Below are 16,371 nucleotides of genomic sequence, written 5' to 3' on the forward strand. Positions count from 1 at the left end.
TTTGGTGCGGGTCAACATGGGAAGTCGCCATGGCGTGCCTAACGTGCGCGGTCAGATGGAGTAGGCATCACGGCGCGAGGCCGAGGGATATTCGCGAGGGAGTACGGCCCCGATTATTACCCGGAATCCCAGAAGAGGGACGGAATTCATCCCTGAGGATCAGCTGTCAGTGTCACGGTTCCTGCGCCGGAGATAGCGCTCGAACTCGGCCGCGATCGCGTCACCGCTGGCCTCCGGCAGCTCGGCGGCGTCCTTGCGCTCCTCCAGCTCCTTGACGTACTCGGCCACCTCGGTGTCCTGCGAGGCCAGCTCGTCGACGCCGCGCTCCCACGCGCGGGCCTCCTCGTCGAGATCGCCGAGGGGCATCGGGATCTCCAGCACGTCCTCCAGGCGGCGCAGCAGCGCCAGCGTCGCCTTCGGGTTGGGCGGCTGGGCGACGTAGTGCGGCACCGACGCCCACAGCGAGATGGCGTCGAGCCCCGCCTCGCCGAACGCGTGCTGCAGCACGCCGACGATGCCGGTCGGGCCCTCGTAGCGGCTCAGCTCCAGGTTGGTCGAGCGCGCCAGCGTCGCGTCCGTCGCGCCGCCCAGGATCGGCACCGGCCGCGTGTGCGGGGAGTCGTTGAGCAGCGCGCCCAGCATCACGGCCAGCTCCACGCCCAGCTCGCGGCAGACGTCGATGATGTCGGCGCAGAACGAGCGCCAGCGCATGTTGGGCTCGATGCCGCGCAGCAGCACCACGTCGCGCTCCAGGCCCGGCGGGCGGGCGCGCAGTAGCCGCGTCGTCGGCCACACGATCGAGCGGGTCAGGCCGTCGCCCATCTCCACGATGGGGCGGGTCACCTGGAAGTCGTAGTAGTCGTCGGGGTCGAGCGCGATCAGCGGCTCGGCCTTCCACGTGGATTCGAGATGGGCGATCACACCGCTGGAGGCCTCACCCGCGTCGTTCCACCCCTCGAACGCGGCTATGAGCACCGGGTCAACGAGCTCGGGGAGCCCTTCGAGCTCTATCACGTGTCGCCTCCTCTCCTCATCATCTCGCTAAGCCTATGCGGTCGGGAGGAGTCGGCGTCACCGATCTCCCCGGGAACCCGGAGCCGCGTCCCGCCGGCCATCCCACGTCCGGCGCCTCCTTCTGTCGGGCACCGCCGCCCCGGGTCGCACCGGCGTGCGGGGGCGGCCTTCTGCTCTGTCCTTCTCCATCTCCCCAAGAGCATCGGCCGTCACACAAACCGCCTTGGATGCGCTTACGGCGCGGGTCCTTCCGGCGCGCGGCCCGCTTCCGGCCCGAGCCGTCCGCACCCCGTTCCGGCGGCGGCGCACCGGGCCGGGCGCACCCCCGTTCCGGCGGCTGTGCCCCGGGCCGGGCGCGGCCCGCTTCCGGCCCGCGCCCGCCGCCCCGCGCTCCGGCGGTCTTGCCCCGGGTCCGACGCGGCCGCGGGCCTGGCCCGAGCCGGTCGCACCGCCGTTCCGGCGGCCGTGCCCCGGCCCTCACACGGCTTGCTTCCGGCCGGAGCCGGCAGGAGCCGGCCGCGCTCCCGTTCCGGCGGCCGTGCCGCCGGTCCGACGCGGGCGCGCGCCTGGCCCGAGGCGGCCGTGCCCCGGGCCCGACGTGGGCGCGTGCCTGGGGGGTCGAGGCGGCCGCGTGCCTGCGGGGCTCGGCCCGGCCGTGTGCCGCCAGGCCTGACCGGGCCGTGTGCACCCGGCCCGAGACGGCTGTGCACCTCTGGCCGAAAGGGCGCGGCCTGAGCGGAGGGGGTCGGACGCCCCCGCTCGTGCGGGCCCTGCACCCCTGGCCGGGAGGGCGCGGCCGAGTGAGGGCGGGGGCGGACACCCTGCTCGTGCGGGCCCCGCACCCCGCTCGTAAACTCCTGCACCCCGCTCGTGCAGGCCGTGCACCTGTACCGTGCGGCGTGCGTGCCCCGGCCGCGACCGGTCCTGAACCCCTGTTCCGGCGGGTGTCGTACCCCAGTCCGGGGCCCGGCCGCCGTCCCCGTCCGGGGGCATGGCGTACCCCGCCCTGCAAGGGTCCGGGACGCGGAAGGCGCAGGTCCGGGGGCGCCCGCCGGGCCGCCGCGCCCGTCCGGCGTTCGCGACGCGCGAATGCGCGCGCCGCATGGCGCCCGAGGCGCACCCGATAAGCTCTACCCCATGAGCATCTCCCCGTCCTTCCGAGAAGTGTTGTCCCAGCGCGTCATCGTCGCCGACGGGGCGATGGGCACGATGCTCCAGGCCCAGGACCCGACGCTCGACGACTTCCACGGTCACGAGGGCTGCAACGAGGTGCTCAACGTGACCAGGCCCGACATCGTGCGGGGCGTCCACGACGCCTACTTCGCCGTCGGCGTCGACTGCGTCGAGACCAACACCTTCGGCGCCAACCTCGCCGCGCTCGGCGAATACGACATCTCCGACCGTGTCTTCGAATACTCCGAGGCGGGCGCCAGGATCGCCCGCGAGGCCGCCGACCACTGGTCCACGCCCGACCAGCCGCGTTTCGTGCTCGGCTCCATGGGTCCGGGCACCAAGCTGCCGACGCTCGGCCACCTGCCCTACGCGAGCCTGCGCGACGCCTACCGCGACAACGCGGCGGGCCTGATCGCGGGCGGCGCCGACGCGCTGATCGTCGAGACCTGCCAGGACCTGCTCCAGGTCAAGGCGGCCGTCATCGGCGCCAAGCGGGCCGTGGCCGACTCCGGGCGCGACATCCCGATCATCGCCCAGGTCACCATCGAGACCAACGGCGCCATGCTGCTCGGCTCCGAGATCGGCGCCGCCCTGACCGCGATCGAGCCGCTCGGCGTCGACATCGTGGGCCTCAACTGCGCGACGGGCCCGGCCGAGATGAGCGAGCACCTGCGCTATCTCGCCCGCCACTCCCGGCTCAAGCTGTCCTGCATGCCCAACGCCGGCCTGCCGGTGCTGACGGCCGACGGGGCCTACTACCCGCTGAGCGCGCAGGAGCTGGCCGACGCGCACGACACGTTCACCCGCGACTACGGGCTGTCGCTGGTCGGCGGCTGCTGCGGCACCACGCCCGAGCACCTGCGCCAGGTCGTGGAGCGGGTGCGCGGCAAGGAGGTCGCGCACCGCCGCCCGCACCCGGAGCCCGGCGCGTCCTCGCTCTACCAGACGGTGCCGTTCCGGCAGGACACCTCCTACCTCGCCATCGGCGAGCGGTGCAACACCAACGGCTCCAAGGCGTTCCGCGAGGCGATGCTGGAGGGCCGCTGGGACGACTGCGTCGAGATGGCCCGCGACCAGGCCCGCGACGGCGCCCACCTGCTCGACCTGTGCGTCGACTACGTCGGCCGCGACGGCGTGGCCGACATGAAGGAGCTGGCGTTCCGGTTCGCCACCGCCTCCACGCTGCCGATCATGCTGGACTCGACCGAGCCGGAGGTGCTGCGGGCCGGGCTGGAGATGCTCGGCGGCCGCGCCGCCGTCAACTCCGTCAACTACGAGGACGGCGCGGGCCCCGACTCCCGCTTCCAGAAGATCATGCGGCTGGTGCGCGAGCACGGCTCGGCCGTCGTGGCGCTGACCATCGACGAGGAGGGCCAGGCCCGCACCGCCGACTGGAAGGTGCGCGTGGCCACCCGCCTCATCGAGGACCTGACCGCCAACTGGGGCATGCGGGTCGAGGACATCATCGTCGACTGCCTGACCTTCCCCATCGCCACCGGCCAGGAGGAGACCAGGCGCGACGGCCTGGAGACCATCGAGGCCATCCGCGAGCTCAAGCGCCGCTACCCGAGCGTGCAGACCACGCTGGGCCTGTCCAACATCAGCTTCGGCCTCAACCCGGCCGCCCGCATGGTGCTCAACTCGGTGTTCCTCAACGAGTGCGTCAACGCGGGGCTCGACTCCGCCATCGTGCACGCCTCCAAGATCCTGCCGATGGCCCGCATCCCCGACGAGCAGCGCCAGGTCGCGCTCGACATGGTCTACGACCGGCGCCGCGAGGGCTACGACCCGCTGCAGCGGTTCATGGACCTGTTCGAGGGCGTCGACGCCGCCGCCATGCGCGCCGGCAAGGCCGAGGAGCTGGCCGCGCTGCCGCTGTGGGAGCGGCTCAAGCGGCGCATCATCGACGGCGAGCGCAAGGGCCTGGAGGCCGACCTCGACACCGCGCTGGAGCAGCGGCCCGCCCTGGAGATCATCAACGACGTGCTGCTCGACGGCATGAAGACGGTGGGCGAGCTGTTCGGCTCCGGGCAGATGCAGCTGCCGTTCGTGCTGCAGTCGGCCGAGGTGATGAAGGCCGCCGTCGCCCACCTCGAGCCCCACATGGACCGCGTCGAGGGCGAGACGAAGGGCCGCATCGTGCTGGCCACCGTCAAGGGCGACGTGCACGACATCGGCAAGAACCTCGTCGACATCATCCTGTCCAACAACGGCTACCAGGTGGTCAACCTCGGCATCAAGCAGCCGGTCTCGGCCATTCTTGAGGCCGCCGACGACCAGAAGGCCGACGTCATCGGCATGTCCGGCCTGCTGGTCAAGTCGACGGTCGTCATGAAGGAGAACCTGGAGGAGATGAACTCCAGGGGCCTGTCGGAGCGCTACCCCGTGCTGCTCGGCGGCGCCGCCCTGACCCGCGCCTACGTCGAGCAGGACCTCGCCGAGCTGTTCGAGGGCGAGGTGCGCTACGCTCGCGACGCGTTCGAGGGGCTGCGGCTGATGGACGCGTTCATGGCCGTCAAGCGCGGCGAGGCGGGCGCGACGCTGCCGCCGCTGCGCGAGCGGCGCGTCAAGACCGGCGCGGTGCTGCAGCGCACCCCCGTCGAGGAGCTGCCCGCCCGCTCCGACGTGGCCGCCGACAACCCGATCCCGGCGGCGCCCTTCCTGGGCGACCGCGTCGTCAAGGGCATCTCCCTGGCCGAATACTCGGCCTTCCTCGACGAGCGGGCCCTGTTCCTCGGCCAGTGGGGGCTCAAGCCCACCAGGGGCGGCTCGGGCCCCGACTACGACGAGCTGGTCGAGACCGAGGGGCGGCCGAGGCTGCGCATGTGGCTCGACCGCATGCAGACCGAGGGCCTGCTGGAGGCGGCCGTCGCCTACGGCCACTTCCCGTGCGTCTCCGACGGCGACTCGCTGATCATCCTCGACGAGGACGGGGGCGAGCGCACCCGCTTCACGTTCCCGCGCCAGCGCCGCGACCGCCACCTGTGCCTGTCCGACTTCTTCCGCGCCAAGGGCTCCGGCGAGGTCGACGTGGTCGGCTTCCAGGTGGTCACCATGGGCTCGAAGATCGCCGAGGCCACGGCCGAGCTGTTCGCCAAGGACGCCTACCGCGACTACCTCGAGCTGCACGGCCTGTCGGTGCAGCTGACCGAGGCGCTGGCCGAATACTGGCACGCCAGGGTGCGCTCGGAGTGGGGGATCGGCGGCGAGGAGTCGATCGACGACATGCTCAAGGTCAACATCCAGGGCTGCCGCTACTCGTTCGGCTACCCGGCCTGCCCCAACCTGGAGGACCAGAAGCAGCTGTTCGAGCTGCTGGCGCCCGAGCGCATCGGGGTGACGCTGTCGGAGGAGTTCCAGCTCCACCCTGAGCAGGCCACCTCTGCGCTGGTCGTCCACCACCCCGAGGCCAAATACTTCAACGTCTGACGGGCGGCGCGGCACATCGGCGATCGGGGGCAGAGAGTGGAAGCGGTCTTCTTCGACATGGACGGCCTGCTGGTCGACAGCGAGCGGGTCTGGCTGGAGATCGAGACCGACGTGATGGCCCGGCTCGGCGCGCGGTGGACGCCCGAGCACCAGGTCCATCTGGTGGGCGGGTCCATGGAGCGCACGGTCGACTACATGCTGGCCGTGTCGGGAGCCGACGTGCCCGCCGCGACCGTGCGGGAGTGGATGACCGGCGGGATGGTGCGGCGGCTGGAGGCGGGCGTGCACGTCATGCCGGGCGCCCTGGAGCTGCTGGACGCGGTGCGGGCGGAGGGCGTGCCCGTGGGGCTGGTCACCTCGTCCCTCAAGGAGATCGCCGAGGCGGTGCTCAAGAGCGTGGGGCGCGACCGGTTCGACGTGGTGGTGACGGCTGACGACGTGGACCGGACGAAGCCCGACCCGGAGCCGTACCTCACGGCGGCGCGGTTGCTCGGGGTGCAGCCGGTGCGGTGCGTGGTGCTGGAGGACTCGCCCAACGGCGTCGCGGCGGCCACGGCGGCGGGCTGCGCGGTGGTGGCCGTCCCCAACCTGCTGCCCATCGACCCCGCGCCGGGCCGGCTGGTGGTCTCCTCGCTCGAGGAGGTCGGCGTGGCCCACCTGAGGGCCCTGCTGCCCGCATCCTGAGACACCAGGCCCCCTCCCGCGGGGGTGGCCGTTCCCGGCGCTCAAGCTCGCCTCAGAGCGCCCGCTCCCGGTTCCGAGTGCCCGCGGCCCGTCTTCTGGGTGCGGCCCGTCTCCGGGGCGCCGAGGCCCTGTCTCCGGGAGCTCGCCCCGGTTCCGGACGTTCCCGTCTCGCAGGCCCCGTCCCGTCCCCGTTCCGCGCGGGGCGTGGCCCCGTCCTCGTCCCGCCGTGCTCCTTCCTGAGCGCCGGGCGGGTCCTGAGCGCCGGGCGGCGGCGTCATGCGGAGGGTGGCAAGGTGTCCGCGGTCATGCAGCGGGCGGCAAGGTGCCCGCGCCCGCCGTCCGGGGCGGGCTCACGGCCTGGGCGCCCCAGCAGGGCGCGCGGCCTGGCGCATGCGCACCCGTCCCCCGGCGTACGGCGGGTCCGCGTCCCTGAGGTGGCCGGACCCCGTCCCCTAGGGGAAAAGTGGTTCTCGTGGAGGAAGCGGGCAGCCGTTCGCGTGCCAGGATGGAGTCAGGAGCCACAACGAGGGAGCGAGCACGATGTCGTTTGACCAGATCGCCTGGCTGCCGCTGTGCATCGGGGTGAGCGCCGCCGGGCTGGTGCTCGGCTTCCTGGCGTTCCGGCGCAGGGGAGCGGCCGCGGGGCTGCGCGTGGTGGCGTGGGCGCTGCTGCCGATCGCCGCTTACCTGACGGACGCGCTGCGCGCGCTGTGGACCATCGGCACCACCGCCGTGGGCTTCGTGGCCGGCCTGGTGCTCAACCCGCTCGTGTGGGCCGGGGTGGCCGTCGCGGGGCTGTCGGCGGTGTTGTTCGTGGTGTCGGGCGTGATGCGGGGGAGAAAGCTGCGCCTGGCGGGAAGCGGGAAGAAGCCGGCGGGCGACGCTCAAGGGGAGAAGCCGGTTCAGCCTTCAGCGAACAAAACGGGCGTTTCGGCTGGGCGTCCCGCCCCTGCCGTCGCACCCAAATCGAGCAAGGGCGAAGACGACTTTTCCGACATCGAGGAGCTGCTCAAGCGCCGTGGCATCAGCTGAACCGGCGTTACGTCACAGTTCCGAGACGTAACCGGAACGTCCCCAAGACATACCCCTCAAGATCGATACGAATGAGTTTCGCATCAATCACAGATTAGCCACATAGCTGCCCGGGGGACTGGTCAGCGCAGCTCAGGCCATAGATTCTGCCTCCTGAGGTCGCGACTCGCGGTCTAAAGTCAGTCAACAGACAGCGTCGTCCGTTACCAGGGGGCAGTGAGGCATGACCGCGCCGCTAGACGTTTCCGGCTCCGCGTCAGAAGCGCATCCGGAGTCGGTGCTCGCGGGAGCGGGCAAGGCCATCCAGGGACGATCCCTCACCCGGATCGCCTGGATGCGGCTCAGGCGCGACAAGGTCGCGCTCACGGGCGGCGCCGTCGTCGTCCTGCTCATTCTCGTGTCGATCTTCTCCTCGCCGATCATCTCGGCGTTCGGGCACCCGCCGCTGGAGTTCCACCAGGACGCGATCGACCCCAACACCTTGCTGCCCAAGGGCGCCTTCGGCGGGGTGGGCAGCGAGTACCTGCTCGGCGTCGAGCCGATCAACGGCCGCGACATCTTCAGCCGCATCGTGGCGGGCGCGTGGGTCTCGTTGCTGATCGGCTTCCTGGCCACCCTCGTGTCGGTCGTCATCGGCACCACGCTCGGCGTCATCGCCGGCTACTTCGGCGGCTGGGTCGACCAGGTGATCGGCCGGCTCATGGACGTCTTCCTCGCCTTCCCGCTGCTGGTCTTCGCGATCGCGCTGGCGGGCGTCATCCCCGACCACGGGTTCGGCCTGGAGGGCAACGGCCTGCGGATCGCCATGCTGATCTTCATCATCGGGTTCTTCAGCTGGCCCAGCATCGGCCGTATCGTGCGCGGCCAGACCCTGTCGCTGCGCGAGCGGGAGTTCGTCGACGCCGCCAGGAGCCTCGGAGCGCGCAACGGCTACATCCTGTTCCGCGAGGTGCTGCCCAACCTGATGGCGCCCATCCTGGTGTACGCGACGCTGCTCATCCCGACCAACATCCTGTTCGAGGCCGCGCTCTCCTTCCTGGGCGTCGGCATCAACCCTCCGACTCCCACCTGGGGCGGCATGCTCTCGGAGGCGGTGCGCTTCTACACGCTTCCGCACTTCGTGCTCTTCCCCGGTCTGGCGATCTTCATCACCGTCCTGGCGTTCAACCTGTTCGGCGACGGGTTGCGCGACGCCTTCGACCCGCGGGCGCACTGATCTTCGTCAACGCTCCATCCCCCATCTCACTAATCAAGGGGTTAGTAAATGAGAAGGAAAACCGCACTGGCAGGGGCCGCGACAGCGGCGCTTGCCCTGGTGCTCTCCGCCTGCGGTGGCGGAGGCGGGAGCACACAGCAGCCCGCCCAGTCGGCGTCCGGCGACGGCGCGCAACCCGCGTTCAACGCCGCACTCACCCAGGTGTTCAACCCGTCCACGAAGAAGGGCGGCACCCTCAAGGCCGCCAACTACTCGGACTGGGACAGCCTCGACCCGGGCGACACCTACTACGGCTACTCGTTCAACTTCGGCCGCTTCTACTGGCGGACGCTGACGACGTACAAGCCGGGCCCCGGCCCCGACGGCAACACCGTCGTCCCCGACCTGGCCGAAGCGCTGGGCGAGGCGAGCGACGGCGGCAAGACCTGGACGTACAAGCTCAAGAGCGGGCTGAAGTTCGAGGACGGCACGCCGATCACCGCCAAGGACGTGGCGTACGCGGTGGCCCGGTCGTTCGACAAGGAGACCTTCCCGCACGGCCCCTCCTACCTCAACGAGCTGCTCGACTGGCCGAAGGACTTCAAGGGCGTCTACAAGACCCCCGACGTGGACTACAAGTCGGCCGTCGAGGCGACCGACGACACGACGGTCGTCTTCCACCTGAAGAAGCCGTTCGCCTCCATGGACTACGTCGTCCAGATGCCGATGAGCGCTCCCGTGCCGAAGGACAAGGACACCGGCGCGAAGTACAAGGAGCACGTCATCTCGTCGGGGCCGTACAAGTTCGAGAAGAACGAGATCGGCAAGGGCTTCACCCTGGTCCGCAACGACCAGTGGGACGCCTCGACCGACCCGCTGCGTCCCGCGCTGCCCGACCGCATCGAGGTCCAGGTCAACGTCAACGCCGACGACCTGGACAACCAGATCATCGCCGGTGACCTCCATCTCGACATCCAGGGCACCGGCCTGCAGCCCGCCGCGCTCGGCAAGGTCCTGCCCGACCCCGCGCTGAAGGCCCGTGCGGACAACCCGACGATCCCCAGGCTCTGGTACGCCTCGGTCATCCCGTACAACAAGCCGCTGGACAACATCAACTGCCGCAAGGCCGTCATGTGGGCCGCGGACCGGGTGGCCAACCAGACCGCCTTCGGCGGCCCCGTCGCCGGCGGCGACCTCGCCACGAACGTCCTGCCGCCGCCCATCGTCGGCCAGGAGAAGTTCGACCTGTACGCGACGCCCGAGAGCAAGGGCGACGTGAACAAGGCCAAGGAAGCCCTGACGGCGTGCGGCCAGCCCAACGGCTTCGAGACGACCATGACCTACCGCTCCGACCGCCCGCGCGAGAAGGCGCTGGCCGAGGCGATGCAGCAGGCCCTGTCCAAGGCCGGCATCAAGCTCACCCTCAAGGGCTTCCCGAGCTCCAGCTACTTCTCCGACTACGCCGGCAACGTCGACTACGTCAAGTCGCACAACATCGGCCTGGCCGCGCACGGCTGGGGCTCTGACTGGCCCGACGGCTACGGCTTCCTGCAGGCCATCGTCGACAGCCGGACCATCCGCCCCGCCGGCAACTACAACCTCAGCGTCAAGAACGACGAGGTGGACAAGCTGATCGACCAGGCGTCGGCCGAACTCGACGCCACGGCCCGCGCCAAGCTCTGGGTCGAGGTCGACAAGAAGGTCATGGAGGACGCCTCCATCCTTCCGGTCGTGTGGGCCAAGTCGCTGCTCCTGCGCGGCAAGGGCCTGACGAACATCGCCTACAACGAGGGCCAGTCCATGTACGACTACATCCTGCTCGGCGTCGAGTGACATGACGCCAGGCTGCGAGGTTCGGGGATCTAGCGAAGGCAGGTGAAGGCAGGAGTGGCCTGCCCGGCGACCGGGCAGGCCACTCGGCCGGTAGCGGTGCTCACATACATCATCAGACGTGTCGTCGGGGCGTTCGCCATGCTGATCGTCATCAGCATGGTCACGTTCGGCATCTTCTTCGTCGTCCCCCAGTGGGCCGGCGCCACGCCGGAGGCGATGGCCGCCCGCTACGTCGGGCGGGCGGCGACCCCGGAGACGGTCCACCTGGTGGCCGAGCGGCTGGGCTTCAACGATCCGGTGGTCGTCCAGTACGGCCGGTTCGTCAAGGGCCTGTTCGCCGGCGCCCAGTACGACTACGGCGCCGGCGTCGAGCAGTGCCCCGCGCCCTGCTTCGGCTACTCCTTCATCAGCGGCCAGCCCGTCTGGCCGGACCTGGTGGACCGGATGCCGGTGACCTTCTCCCTGGCCATCGGCGCCGCCGTCATCTGGGTGCTGGCCGGCGTCAGCGTGGGCGTGATCTCCGCGCTGCGCAGAGGCAGCTTCTTCGACCGGCTCTCGATGGGCACCGCGCTGGCCGGCGTGTCCCTGCCCATCTTCTTCACCGGCATGATCTCCCTGGTCGTCTTCAGCTACGGCCTGGGCTGGACGCCGCCGGGCGGCGCCTGGACGGACCTCGCGGTCAACCCCCTGCAGTGGGCCTACAACCTGCTGCTCCCATGGATCACCCTGGCGTTCCTGTTCGCCGCCGGCTACGCCCGGCTCACCCGCGCCGGGATGCTCGAGACGATGGGCGAGGACTACATCCGCACTGCCAGGGCCAAGGGCCTGCGCGAGCGGCAGGTCGTGGTCAAGCACGGCCTGCGGGCCGCGCTGACGCCGATCCTGACCCTCTTCGGCATCGACTTCGGGCTGCTCGTCGGTGGCGCCGTCCTCACCGAGACCACCTATACTCTGCCCGGGCTCGGCCAGTTCGCCATCCTGGCGATCAGGAACCAGGACCTGCCGCAGGTGATGGGCGTGGTGCTGATCGCCGCCGGCTTCGTGGTGGTGGCGAGCCTGATCGTCGACCTGCTGTACGCCGTGGTCGACCCGAGGGTGAGGTTGTCGTGAGCTTCCTGGACGTCAAGGACCTGAAGATCCATTTCCCGACCGACGACGGTCTGGTCAAGTCCGTCGACGGGCTGTCGTTCGGCGTCGAGCGCGGCAAGACCCTCGGCATCGTGGGGGAGTCGGGCTCCGGCAAGAGCGTGACCAGCCTCGGCGTGCTCGGCCTGCACAAGGGCGGCCCCGCGAAGATCTCCGGCGAGATCTGGCTCGACGGCGAGGAGCTCATCGGCGCCAGCGCCGAGCACGTGCGCGGGCTGCGCGGCAAGAAAATGGCGATGATCTTCCAGGATCCGCTGTCGTCCATGCACCCCTACTACACGGTCGGCCACCAGATCATCGAGGCCTACCGCATCCACAACGACGTCACCAAGCAGGTGGCCCGCAAGCACGCCGTCGACATGCTCGGCCGCGTCGGGATCCCCGAGCCGGGCAGGCGCGTCGACAGCTACCCGCACGAGTTCTCCGGCGGCATGCGCCAGCGCGCCATGATCGCCATGGCTCTCTCGTGCGACCCCGAGCTGCTCATCGCCGACGAGCCGACCACCGCGCTCGACGTGACCGTGCAGGCCCAGATCCTCGACCTCATGCGCGACCTGCAACGCGAGTTCGACTCCGCGCTCATCGTCATCACCCACGACCTGGGCGTGGTGGCCGAGCTGTCCGACGACATCCTCGTCATGTACGCCGGCAAGTGCGTCGAGTACGGCTCCGCCGACGACATCTTCTACCGCCCCGAGCACCCCTACACGTGGGGCCTGCTCGGATCCATGCCGCGGCTCGACCGCGAGCCCACCGAACGGCTGATGCCGATCAAGGGCTCCCCGCCGTCGCTGATCAACGTGCCGCCGGGGTGCGCCTTCTCGCCCCGCTGCCCGTACGCCGAGCGCACCGGCGGCAGGGCCGAGACCGAGGCGCCGCTCCTCGCCGAGACCGAGGGCGGCCACCTCGTGCGCTGTCACATGGACAGGACCGAGCGGCGGGACCTGTGGGAGAACGAGATCAAGCCAGTGCTGGAGACCCAGTGACCGAGAACGAGCCGCTTCTTTCCGTGCACAACATGGAGAAGCACTTCCCCGTGACCAAGGGCCTGTTCAAAAGGCAGGTCGGCGCCGTCAAGGCGGTCGACGGGATCAGCTTCGAGGTCTACAAGGGCGAGACGCTCGGCCTCGTGGGCGAGTCGGGCTGCGGCAAGTCGACGACCGGGCGGCTGGTCACCCGGCTGCTCGAACCCACCGCCGGCAAGGTCTTCTTCGAGGGCCAGGACATCTCGCACATGTCGCAGGGCCACCTGCGCCCGCTCCGCCGCGACATGCAGATGATCTTCCAGGACCCGTACTCGTCGCTCAACCCCCGCCACACCGTCGGCGCCATCGTCGGCGCCCCGTTCCGCATCCAGGGCGTGCAGACCGAGCACGGCGTCAAGAAGGCCGTCCAGGACATCCTGGAGCGCGTGGGCCTCAACCCCGAGCACTACAACCGCTACCCGCACGAGTTCTCCGGCGGCCAGCGCCAGCGCATCGGCATCGCCCGCACCCTCGCGCTCAAGCCCAAGCTGATCATCGCCGACGAGCCGGTCTCCGCGCTCGACGTGTCCATCCAGGCCCAGGTCGTCAACCTCCTCGAAGACCTGCAGAAGGAGCTGGACCTCACCTACGTCGTGATCGCCCACGACCTGTCGGTGGTGCGCCACATCAGCGACCGGGTGGCCGTCATGTACCTCGGCAAGATCGTGGAGATCGCCGACCGCAAGCAGCTCTACAGCTCGCCGATGCACCCGTACACCAACGCCCTGCTGTCGGCCGTGCCCGTGCCCGACCCCAGGGCGGGCCGCGGACGCGAGCGCATCCGGCTGACCGGCGACGTGCCCAGCCCGCTCAACCCGCCGCCCGCGTGCCGCTTCCACACCCGCTGCTGGAAGGCGCAGGACATCTGCAAGAAGGTCGAGCCGCCGCTGGAGGAGCTGGCCGGCGGGCACCGCGTCGCCTGCCACTTCCCCGAGAACGCCCCGGAGCCCGCCAAGGCCGCGCCCGCCGTCCCTGCTCAGGAGTAGGGCTCAGGAGCAGGGCTCAGGAGCAGGGCTCAGGAGTAGGTGCCGGGGGTGATCAGCCCGGTCTCGTAGGCCAGCACCACGGCCTGCACGCGGTCACGCAGCCCCAGCTTGGTCAGCACGTTGCCGACGTGCGTCTTGACCGTCGTCTCGCTCACCACGAGCTTGGCCGCGATCTCCGCGTTGGACATGCCCTTCGCGATCAGCCGCAGCACCTCCAGCTCCCGCTCGGTCAGCCGGTCGAGCCGCGCGGGAGCCGGCTGCTCGTACGCCGACGGCAGCCGCGTCGCGAACCGGTCGAGCAGCCGCCGCGTCACGCTCGGCGCCACGATCGCGTCGCCGGCCGCCACCACCCGGATCGCCTGCACCAGCTCGTCCGGCGGCACGTCCTTCAGCAGGAACCCCGACGCGCCCGAGCGCAGCGCCTCCACGATGTACTCGTCCAGGTCGAACGTCGTCAGCACCAGCACCTTCGGCACGTGCGCCGACGGCGCCGCCTCCCGCACGATCCGGCGGGTCGCCTCGATGCCGTCGACGCCCGGCATGCGGATGTCCATCAGCACCACGTCGGGCAGCAGCACCCGCGTCTGCTCCATGGCGTCCTTGCCGTCGCCGGCCTGGCCCACCACCGTGATGTCGGACTCGGCCTCCAGAATCAGGCGGAATCCCGTACGCAGCAGCGGCTGGTCGTCCACCAGCAGCACTCTGATCGTCATTGACCGTCCTTCAACGGGAACCTCGCCCGCACCTCGAAACCGCCCCCCGGTAGCGGACCGATGCTCAGGATTCCACCATAGAGCGCGACCCGTTCGCGAATGCCCACCAGACCGTGGCCCGGCCGCGAGGACCGCCCGGCCGTGCCCTGCCCGTCGTCCGCGACCCGTACGTCCAGCTCGTCCGGGCTGTGGCGGACCGTCACCACCGCCTCGGCCCCGGCGCCCGCGTGCCGCAGGCTGTTGGTCAGCCCCTCCTGCGCCAGCCGGTAGGCGGCCAGGTCGACCCCCGGCGGCAGCTGCAGCGGCACGCCCTCCACGACCAGCCGGGCCGGCAGCCCCGCCTCGCGCATCTGCTCCACCAGCGCGGGCAGGTCCCGCAGGCCGGGCTGCGGGCCCAGCTCGGCCCGGGCGTCGGTACGCAGCACGCCGACGATGTTCCGCATCTCCGTCATCGCCATCCGGCCCGTGTGCTCGATCGCCGACAGCGCCTCGCGCGCCAGGTCGGGATCCGAGCCCAGCACCCGCCGCGCCGCCGCCGCCTGCACCGTCATCACGCTCACGTGGTGGGCCACCACGTCGTGCAGCTCGCGGGCGATCCGGGAGCGCTCCTCGGCCCTGGCCGCCCTCGTGTCGGCGGCGCGCGCCCGCTCCAGGCGCGCCGCCCGGTCCTTGAGCTCGTCCAGGTACGCCCGGCGCAGCCGCAGGCTCCGGCCCGCGCCCCACACCGCCACCAATACCACGGCCAGCACGACGTGCTCGCTCCAGCTCCCCGCCCTGCCGGCGCCCGCCAGGGCGCCCAGTACGTACGCCACCAGCGAGATCAGCAGCCCCGCGAGCGCCACCGCCAGCCCGCGGCAGGACGCCACCGAGTAGAGCAGCACCAGCCCGGCCGGCCCCGACATGCCCGCCCCGTAGCCGAGCGCCGTCAGCAGCGTCTCGGGGACCAGGACCGCGCACATGCCCCACATCGGCCACCGCCTGCGCACCGCGATCGGCGCGCACGCCAGCACCACCAGGACCCCGCTCAGGGGGTCGGGCGCCCGCATGCCGTCCACCGGCAGCCCCTGCGACTGCAGCCGCTCGGGGGCGTAGAACGCGAACAGCGCCACCGACGCGGCGGCCACCACCCCGGCGAGCACCGTGTCGTGGAAGGTGGTCCGGTCTATGCGCACCGCTTCACTGTAGGCCCAGGTGAAAGCCCGTAACCTCCTCCCTCGGGAGGATTACCAGGCCTACGCGCCCACCGTCGGGCGTTACAGCTCGTCGGTGGCCGCGCGTCGGTGGCCGCGCACCGTGTCGCCGGGGCGCCGGTCCGGGACCGGGGGCGGGGTGCCGCCGAACTCCGGGCACAGCGCCCGGTGGTCGCACCAGTCGCACAGCCGGCTCCGGCGCGCCCGCCACTCGCCCGACTCCAGCGCCCGCTGGATCGCCGCCCACAACGCCGTCACCTTGCGCTCGGTGGCCAGCAGGTCGGCCTCGTCCGGCGCGTACCGCAGCACCTCGCCCTGCCCGCCCAGATAGACGAGCTGCAGCAGCCGCGGCACGCTCCCTCGCAGCCGCCACAGCACCAGCGCGTAGAACTTCATCTGGAACAGCGCCTTGGCCTCGAAGTCAGGCCCCGGCGCGCTGCCCGTCTTGTAGTCGACCACCCGGACCTCGCCGGTCGGCGCTACGTCGAGGCGGTCGACGTAGCCGCGCAGCATCAGCCCCCCGTCGAGCACCGCCTCGACGTAGAGCTCGCGCTCGGCGGGCTCCAGCCGCGTCGGGTCCTCCAGCGTGAAGTAGCGCTCCAGCATGCCGCGCGCCTGCCCCAGCCACTCGGCCTGCTCGGCCTCGTCGGCGAACATCCCCGCGTATTGAGGGTCCTCGCCCAGCAGGCGCTGCCACTGCGGCTCTAACAGCTCCAGCGCCGCCTGGACCGAGCGCCGCTGGGCCGGCAGGTCGTAGAGGCGCTCCAGGACCGCGTGCACCACCGTGCCACGCACCGCCGCCTGCGACGGCTTCTCGGGGAGCTGGTCGATCACCCGGAAGCGGTAGAGCAGCGGACATGTCATGAAATCGCCCGCCCGGGACGGGGAGAGAGCTCCGATGATCACCGGTTCGGTCAACGTCATGCACCGCACTCTAGGTCAAGACCACGA

General features: G+C 70.9%; 12 protein-coding genes. 8 read left to right on the forward strand and 4 right to left on the reverse strand.

Going from position 1 to position 16,371, the window contains the following annotated elements; all coding sequences use genetic code 11:
- Positions 1 to 159 precede the first annotated feature (159 nt).
- Positions 160 to 1,014 carry a PAC2 family protein gene (locus tag FH608_RS12590; protein ID WP_139630640.1) on the reverse strand — a complete coding sequence of 285 codons (855 nt, stop codon included), beginning with the start codon at positions 1,012 to 1,014 and terminating at the stop codon, positions 160 to 162.
- A 1,137-nt stretch (positions 1,015 to 2,151) separates the two neighbouring features.
- On the opposite strand from FH608_RS12590, the gene metH reads away from it, so the two are divergent.
- The 8 genes from metH (at position 2,152) to FH608_RS12630 (ending at position 13,517) form a co-directional block, all read left to right on the forward strand.
- On the forward strand, positions 2,152 to 5,616 hold the full coding sequence (gene metH, locus FH608_RS12595; protein ID WP_139630642.1) for a methionine synthase: 3,465 nt from the start codon (positions 2,152 to 2,154) through the stop codon (positions 5,614 to 5,616).
- Between the two features lie 36 nt (positions 5,617 to 5,652).
- Positions 5,653 to 6,300, forward strand: a complete 648-nt coding sequence (locus FH608_RS12600; protein ID WP_139630643.1) for an HAD family hydrolase — start codon at positions 5,653 to 5,655, stop codon at positions 6,298 to 6,300.
- A 540-nt stretch (positions 6,301 to 6,840) separates the two neighbouring features.
- Positions 6,841 to 7,332, forward strand: a complete 492-nt coding sequence (locus tag FH608_RS12605) for a cellulose synthase (protein WP_139630644.1) — start codon at positions 6,841 to 6,843, stop codon at positions 7,330 to 7,332.
- 223 nt (positions 7,333 to 7,555) lie between these two features.
- Positions 7,556 to 8,548 (forward strand): ABC transporter permease, encoded by a 993-nt coding sequence (locus tag FH608_RS12610; RefSeq protein ID WP_139630645.1) that lies wholly within the window; start codon positions 7,556 to 7,558, stop codon positions 8,546 to 8,548.
- A gap of 48 nt (positions 8,549 to 8,596) precedes the next feature.
- Positions 8,597 to 10,360, forward strand: coding sequence for an ABC transporter substrate-binding protein (locus FH608_RS12615; protein ID WP_193318374.1), 1,764 nt, complete (start codon positions 8,597 to 8,599; stop codon positions 10,358 to 10,360).
- Positions 10,361 to 10,456: 96 nt separating this feature from the next.
- Entirely contained in the window at positions 10,457 to 11,470 is a 1,014-nt protein-coding gene (locus tag FH608_RS12620; protein ID WP_139630646.1) for an ABC transporter permease, read from the forward strand.
- The gene (locus tag FH608_RS12625) at positions 11,467 to 12,492 is read left to right on the forward strand and encodes an ABC transporter ATP-binding protein (protein WP_139630648.1); all 1,026 of its coding nucleotides are present in this window, start codon (positions 11,467 to 11,469) and stop codon (positions 12,490 to 12,492) included. The genes FH608_RS12620 and FH608_RS12625 overlap by 4 nt, the downstream gene beginning before the upstream one ends.
- 32 nt (positions 12,493 to 12,524) lie before the next feature.
- The gene (locus tag FH608_RS12630) at positions 12,525 to 13,517 is read left to right on the forward strand and encodes an ABC transporter ATP-binding protein (protein WP_263008782.1); all 993 of its coding nucleotides are present in this window, start codon (positions 12,525 to 12,527) and stop codon (positions 13,515 to 13,517) included.
- A gap of 29 nt (positions 13,518 to 13,546) precedes the next feature.
- On the opposite strand, the gene FH608_RS12635 is transcribed toward FH608_RS12630, so the two are convergent.
- From FH608_RS12635 to FH608_RS12645, 3 genes are all read right to left on the reverse strand, one after another.
- Complete coding sequence (locus FH608_RS12635) at positions 13,547 to 14,230, reverse strand: response regulator (protein WP_139630651.1); 684 nt, start codon at positions 14,228 to 14,230, stop codon at positions 13,547 to 13,549.
- Positions 14,227 to 15,402, reverse strand: a complete 1,176-nt coding sequence (locus FH608_RS12640) for a sensor histidine kinase (RefSeq protein ID WP_139630653.1) — start codon at positions 15,400 to 15,402, stop codon at positions 14,227 to 14,229. The genes FH608_RS12635 and FH608_RS12640 overlap by 4 nt, the downstream gene beginning before the upstream one ends.
- 81 nt (positions 15,403 to 15,483) lie before the next feature.
- Positions 15,484 to 16,344: a RecB family exonuclease gene (locus FH608_RS12645; protein ID WP_139630655.1), complete on the reverse strand. Its 861-nt coding sequence runs from the start codon at positions 16,342 to 16,344 to the stop codon at positions 15,484 to 15,486.
- Between the last annotated feature and the right edge of the window lie 27 nt (positions 16,345 to 16,371).

Source organism: Nonomuraea phyllanthi, assembly GCF_006334985.2.
GTDB classification, from domain to species: Bacteria; Actinomycetota; Actinomycetes; order Streptosporangiales; family Streptosporangiaceae; genus Nonomuraea; species Nonomuraea phyllanthi.

Excerpts from the sequence above, each read along its gene's own strand:
- FH608_RS12615 (WP_193318374.1), top strand. The coding sequence starts at position 8,597 with ATGAGAAGGAAAACCGCACTGGCAGGGGCCGCGACAGCGGCGCTTGCC.
- FH608_RS12610 (WP_139630645.1), top strand. The coding sequence starts at position 7,556 with ATGACCGCGCCGCTAGACGTTTCCGGCTCCGCGTCAGAAGCGCATCCG.
- metH (WP_139630642.1), top strand. The coding sequence starts at position 2,152 with ATGAGCATCTCCCCGTCCTTCCGAGAAGTGTTGTCCCAGCGCGTCATC.
- FH608_RS12635 (WP_139630651.1), bottom strand. The coding sequence starts at position 14,230 with ATGACGATCAGAGTGCTGCTGGTGGACGACCAGCCGCTGCTGCGTACG.
- FH608_RS12605 (WP_139630644.1), top strand. The coding sequence starts at position 6,841 with ATGTCGTTTGACCAGATCGCCTGGCTGCCGCTGTGCATCGGGGTGAGC.
- FH608_RS12630 (WP_263008782.1), top strand. The coding sequence starts at position 12,525 with ATGGAGAAGCACTTCCCCGTGACCAAGGGCCTGTTCAAAAGGCAGGTC.
- FH608_RS12645 (WP_139630655.1), bottom strand. The coding sequence starts at position 16,344 with ATGACGTTGACCGAACCGGTGATCATCGGAGCTCTCTCCCCGTCCCGG.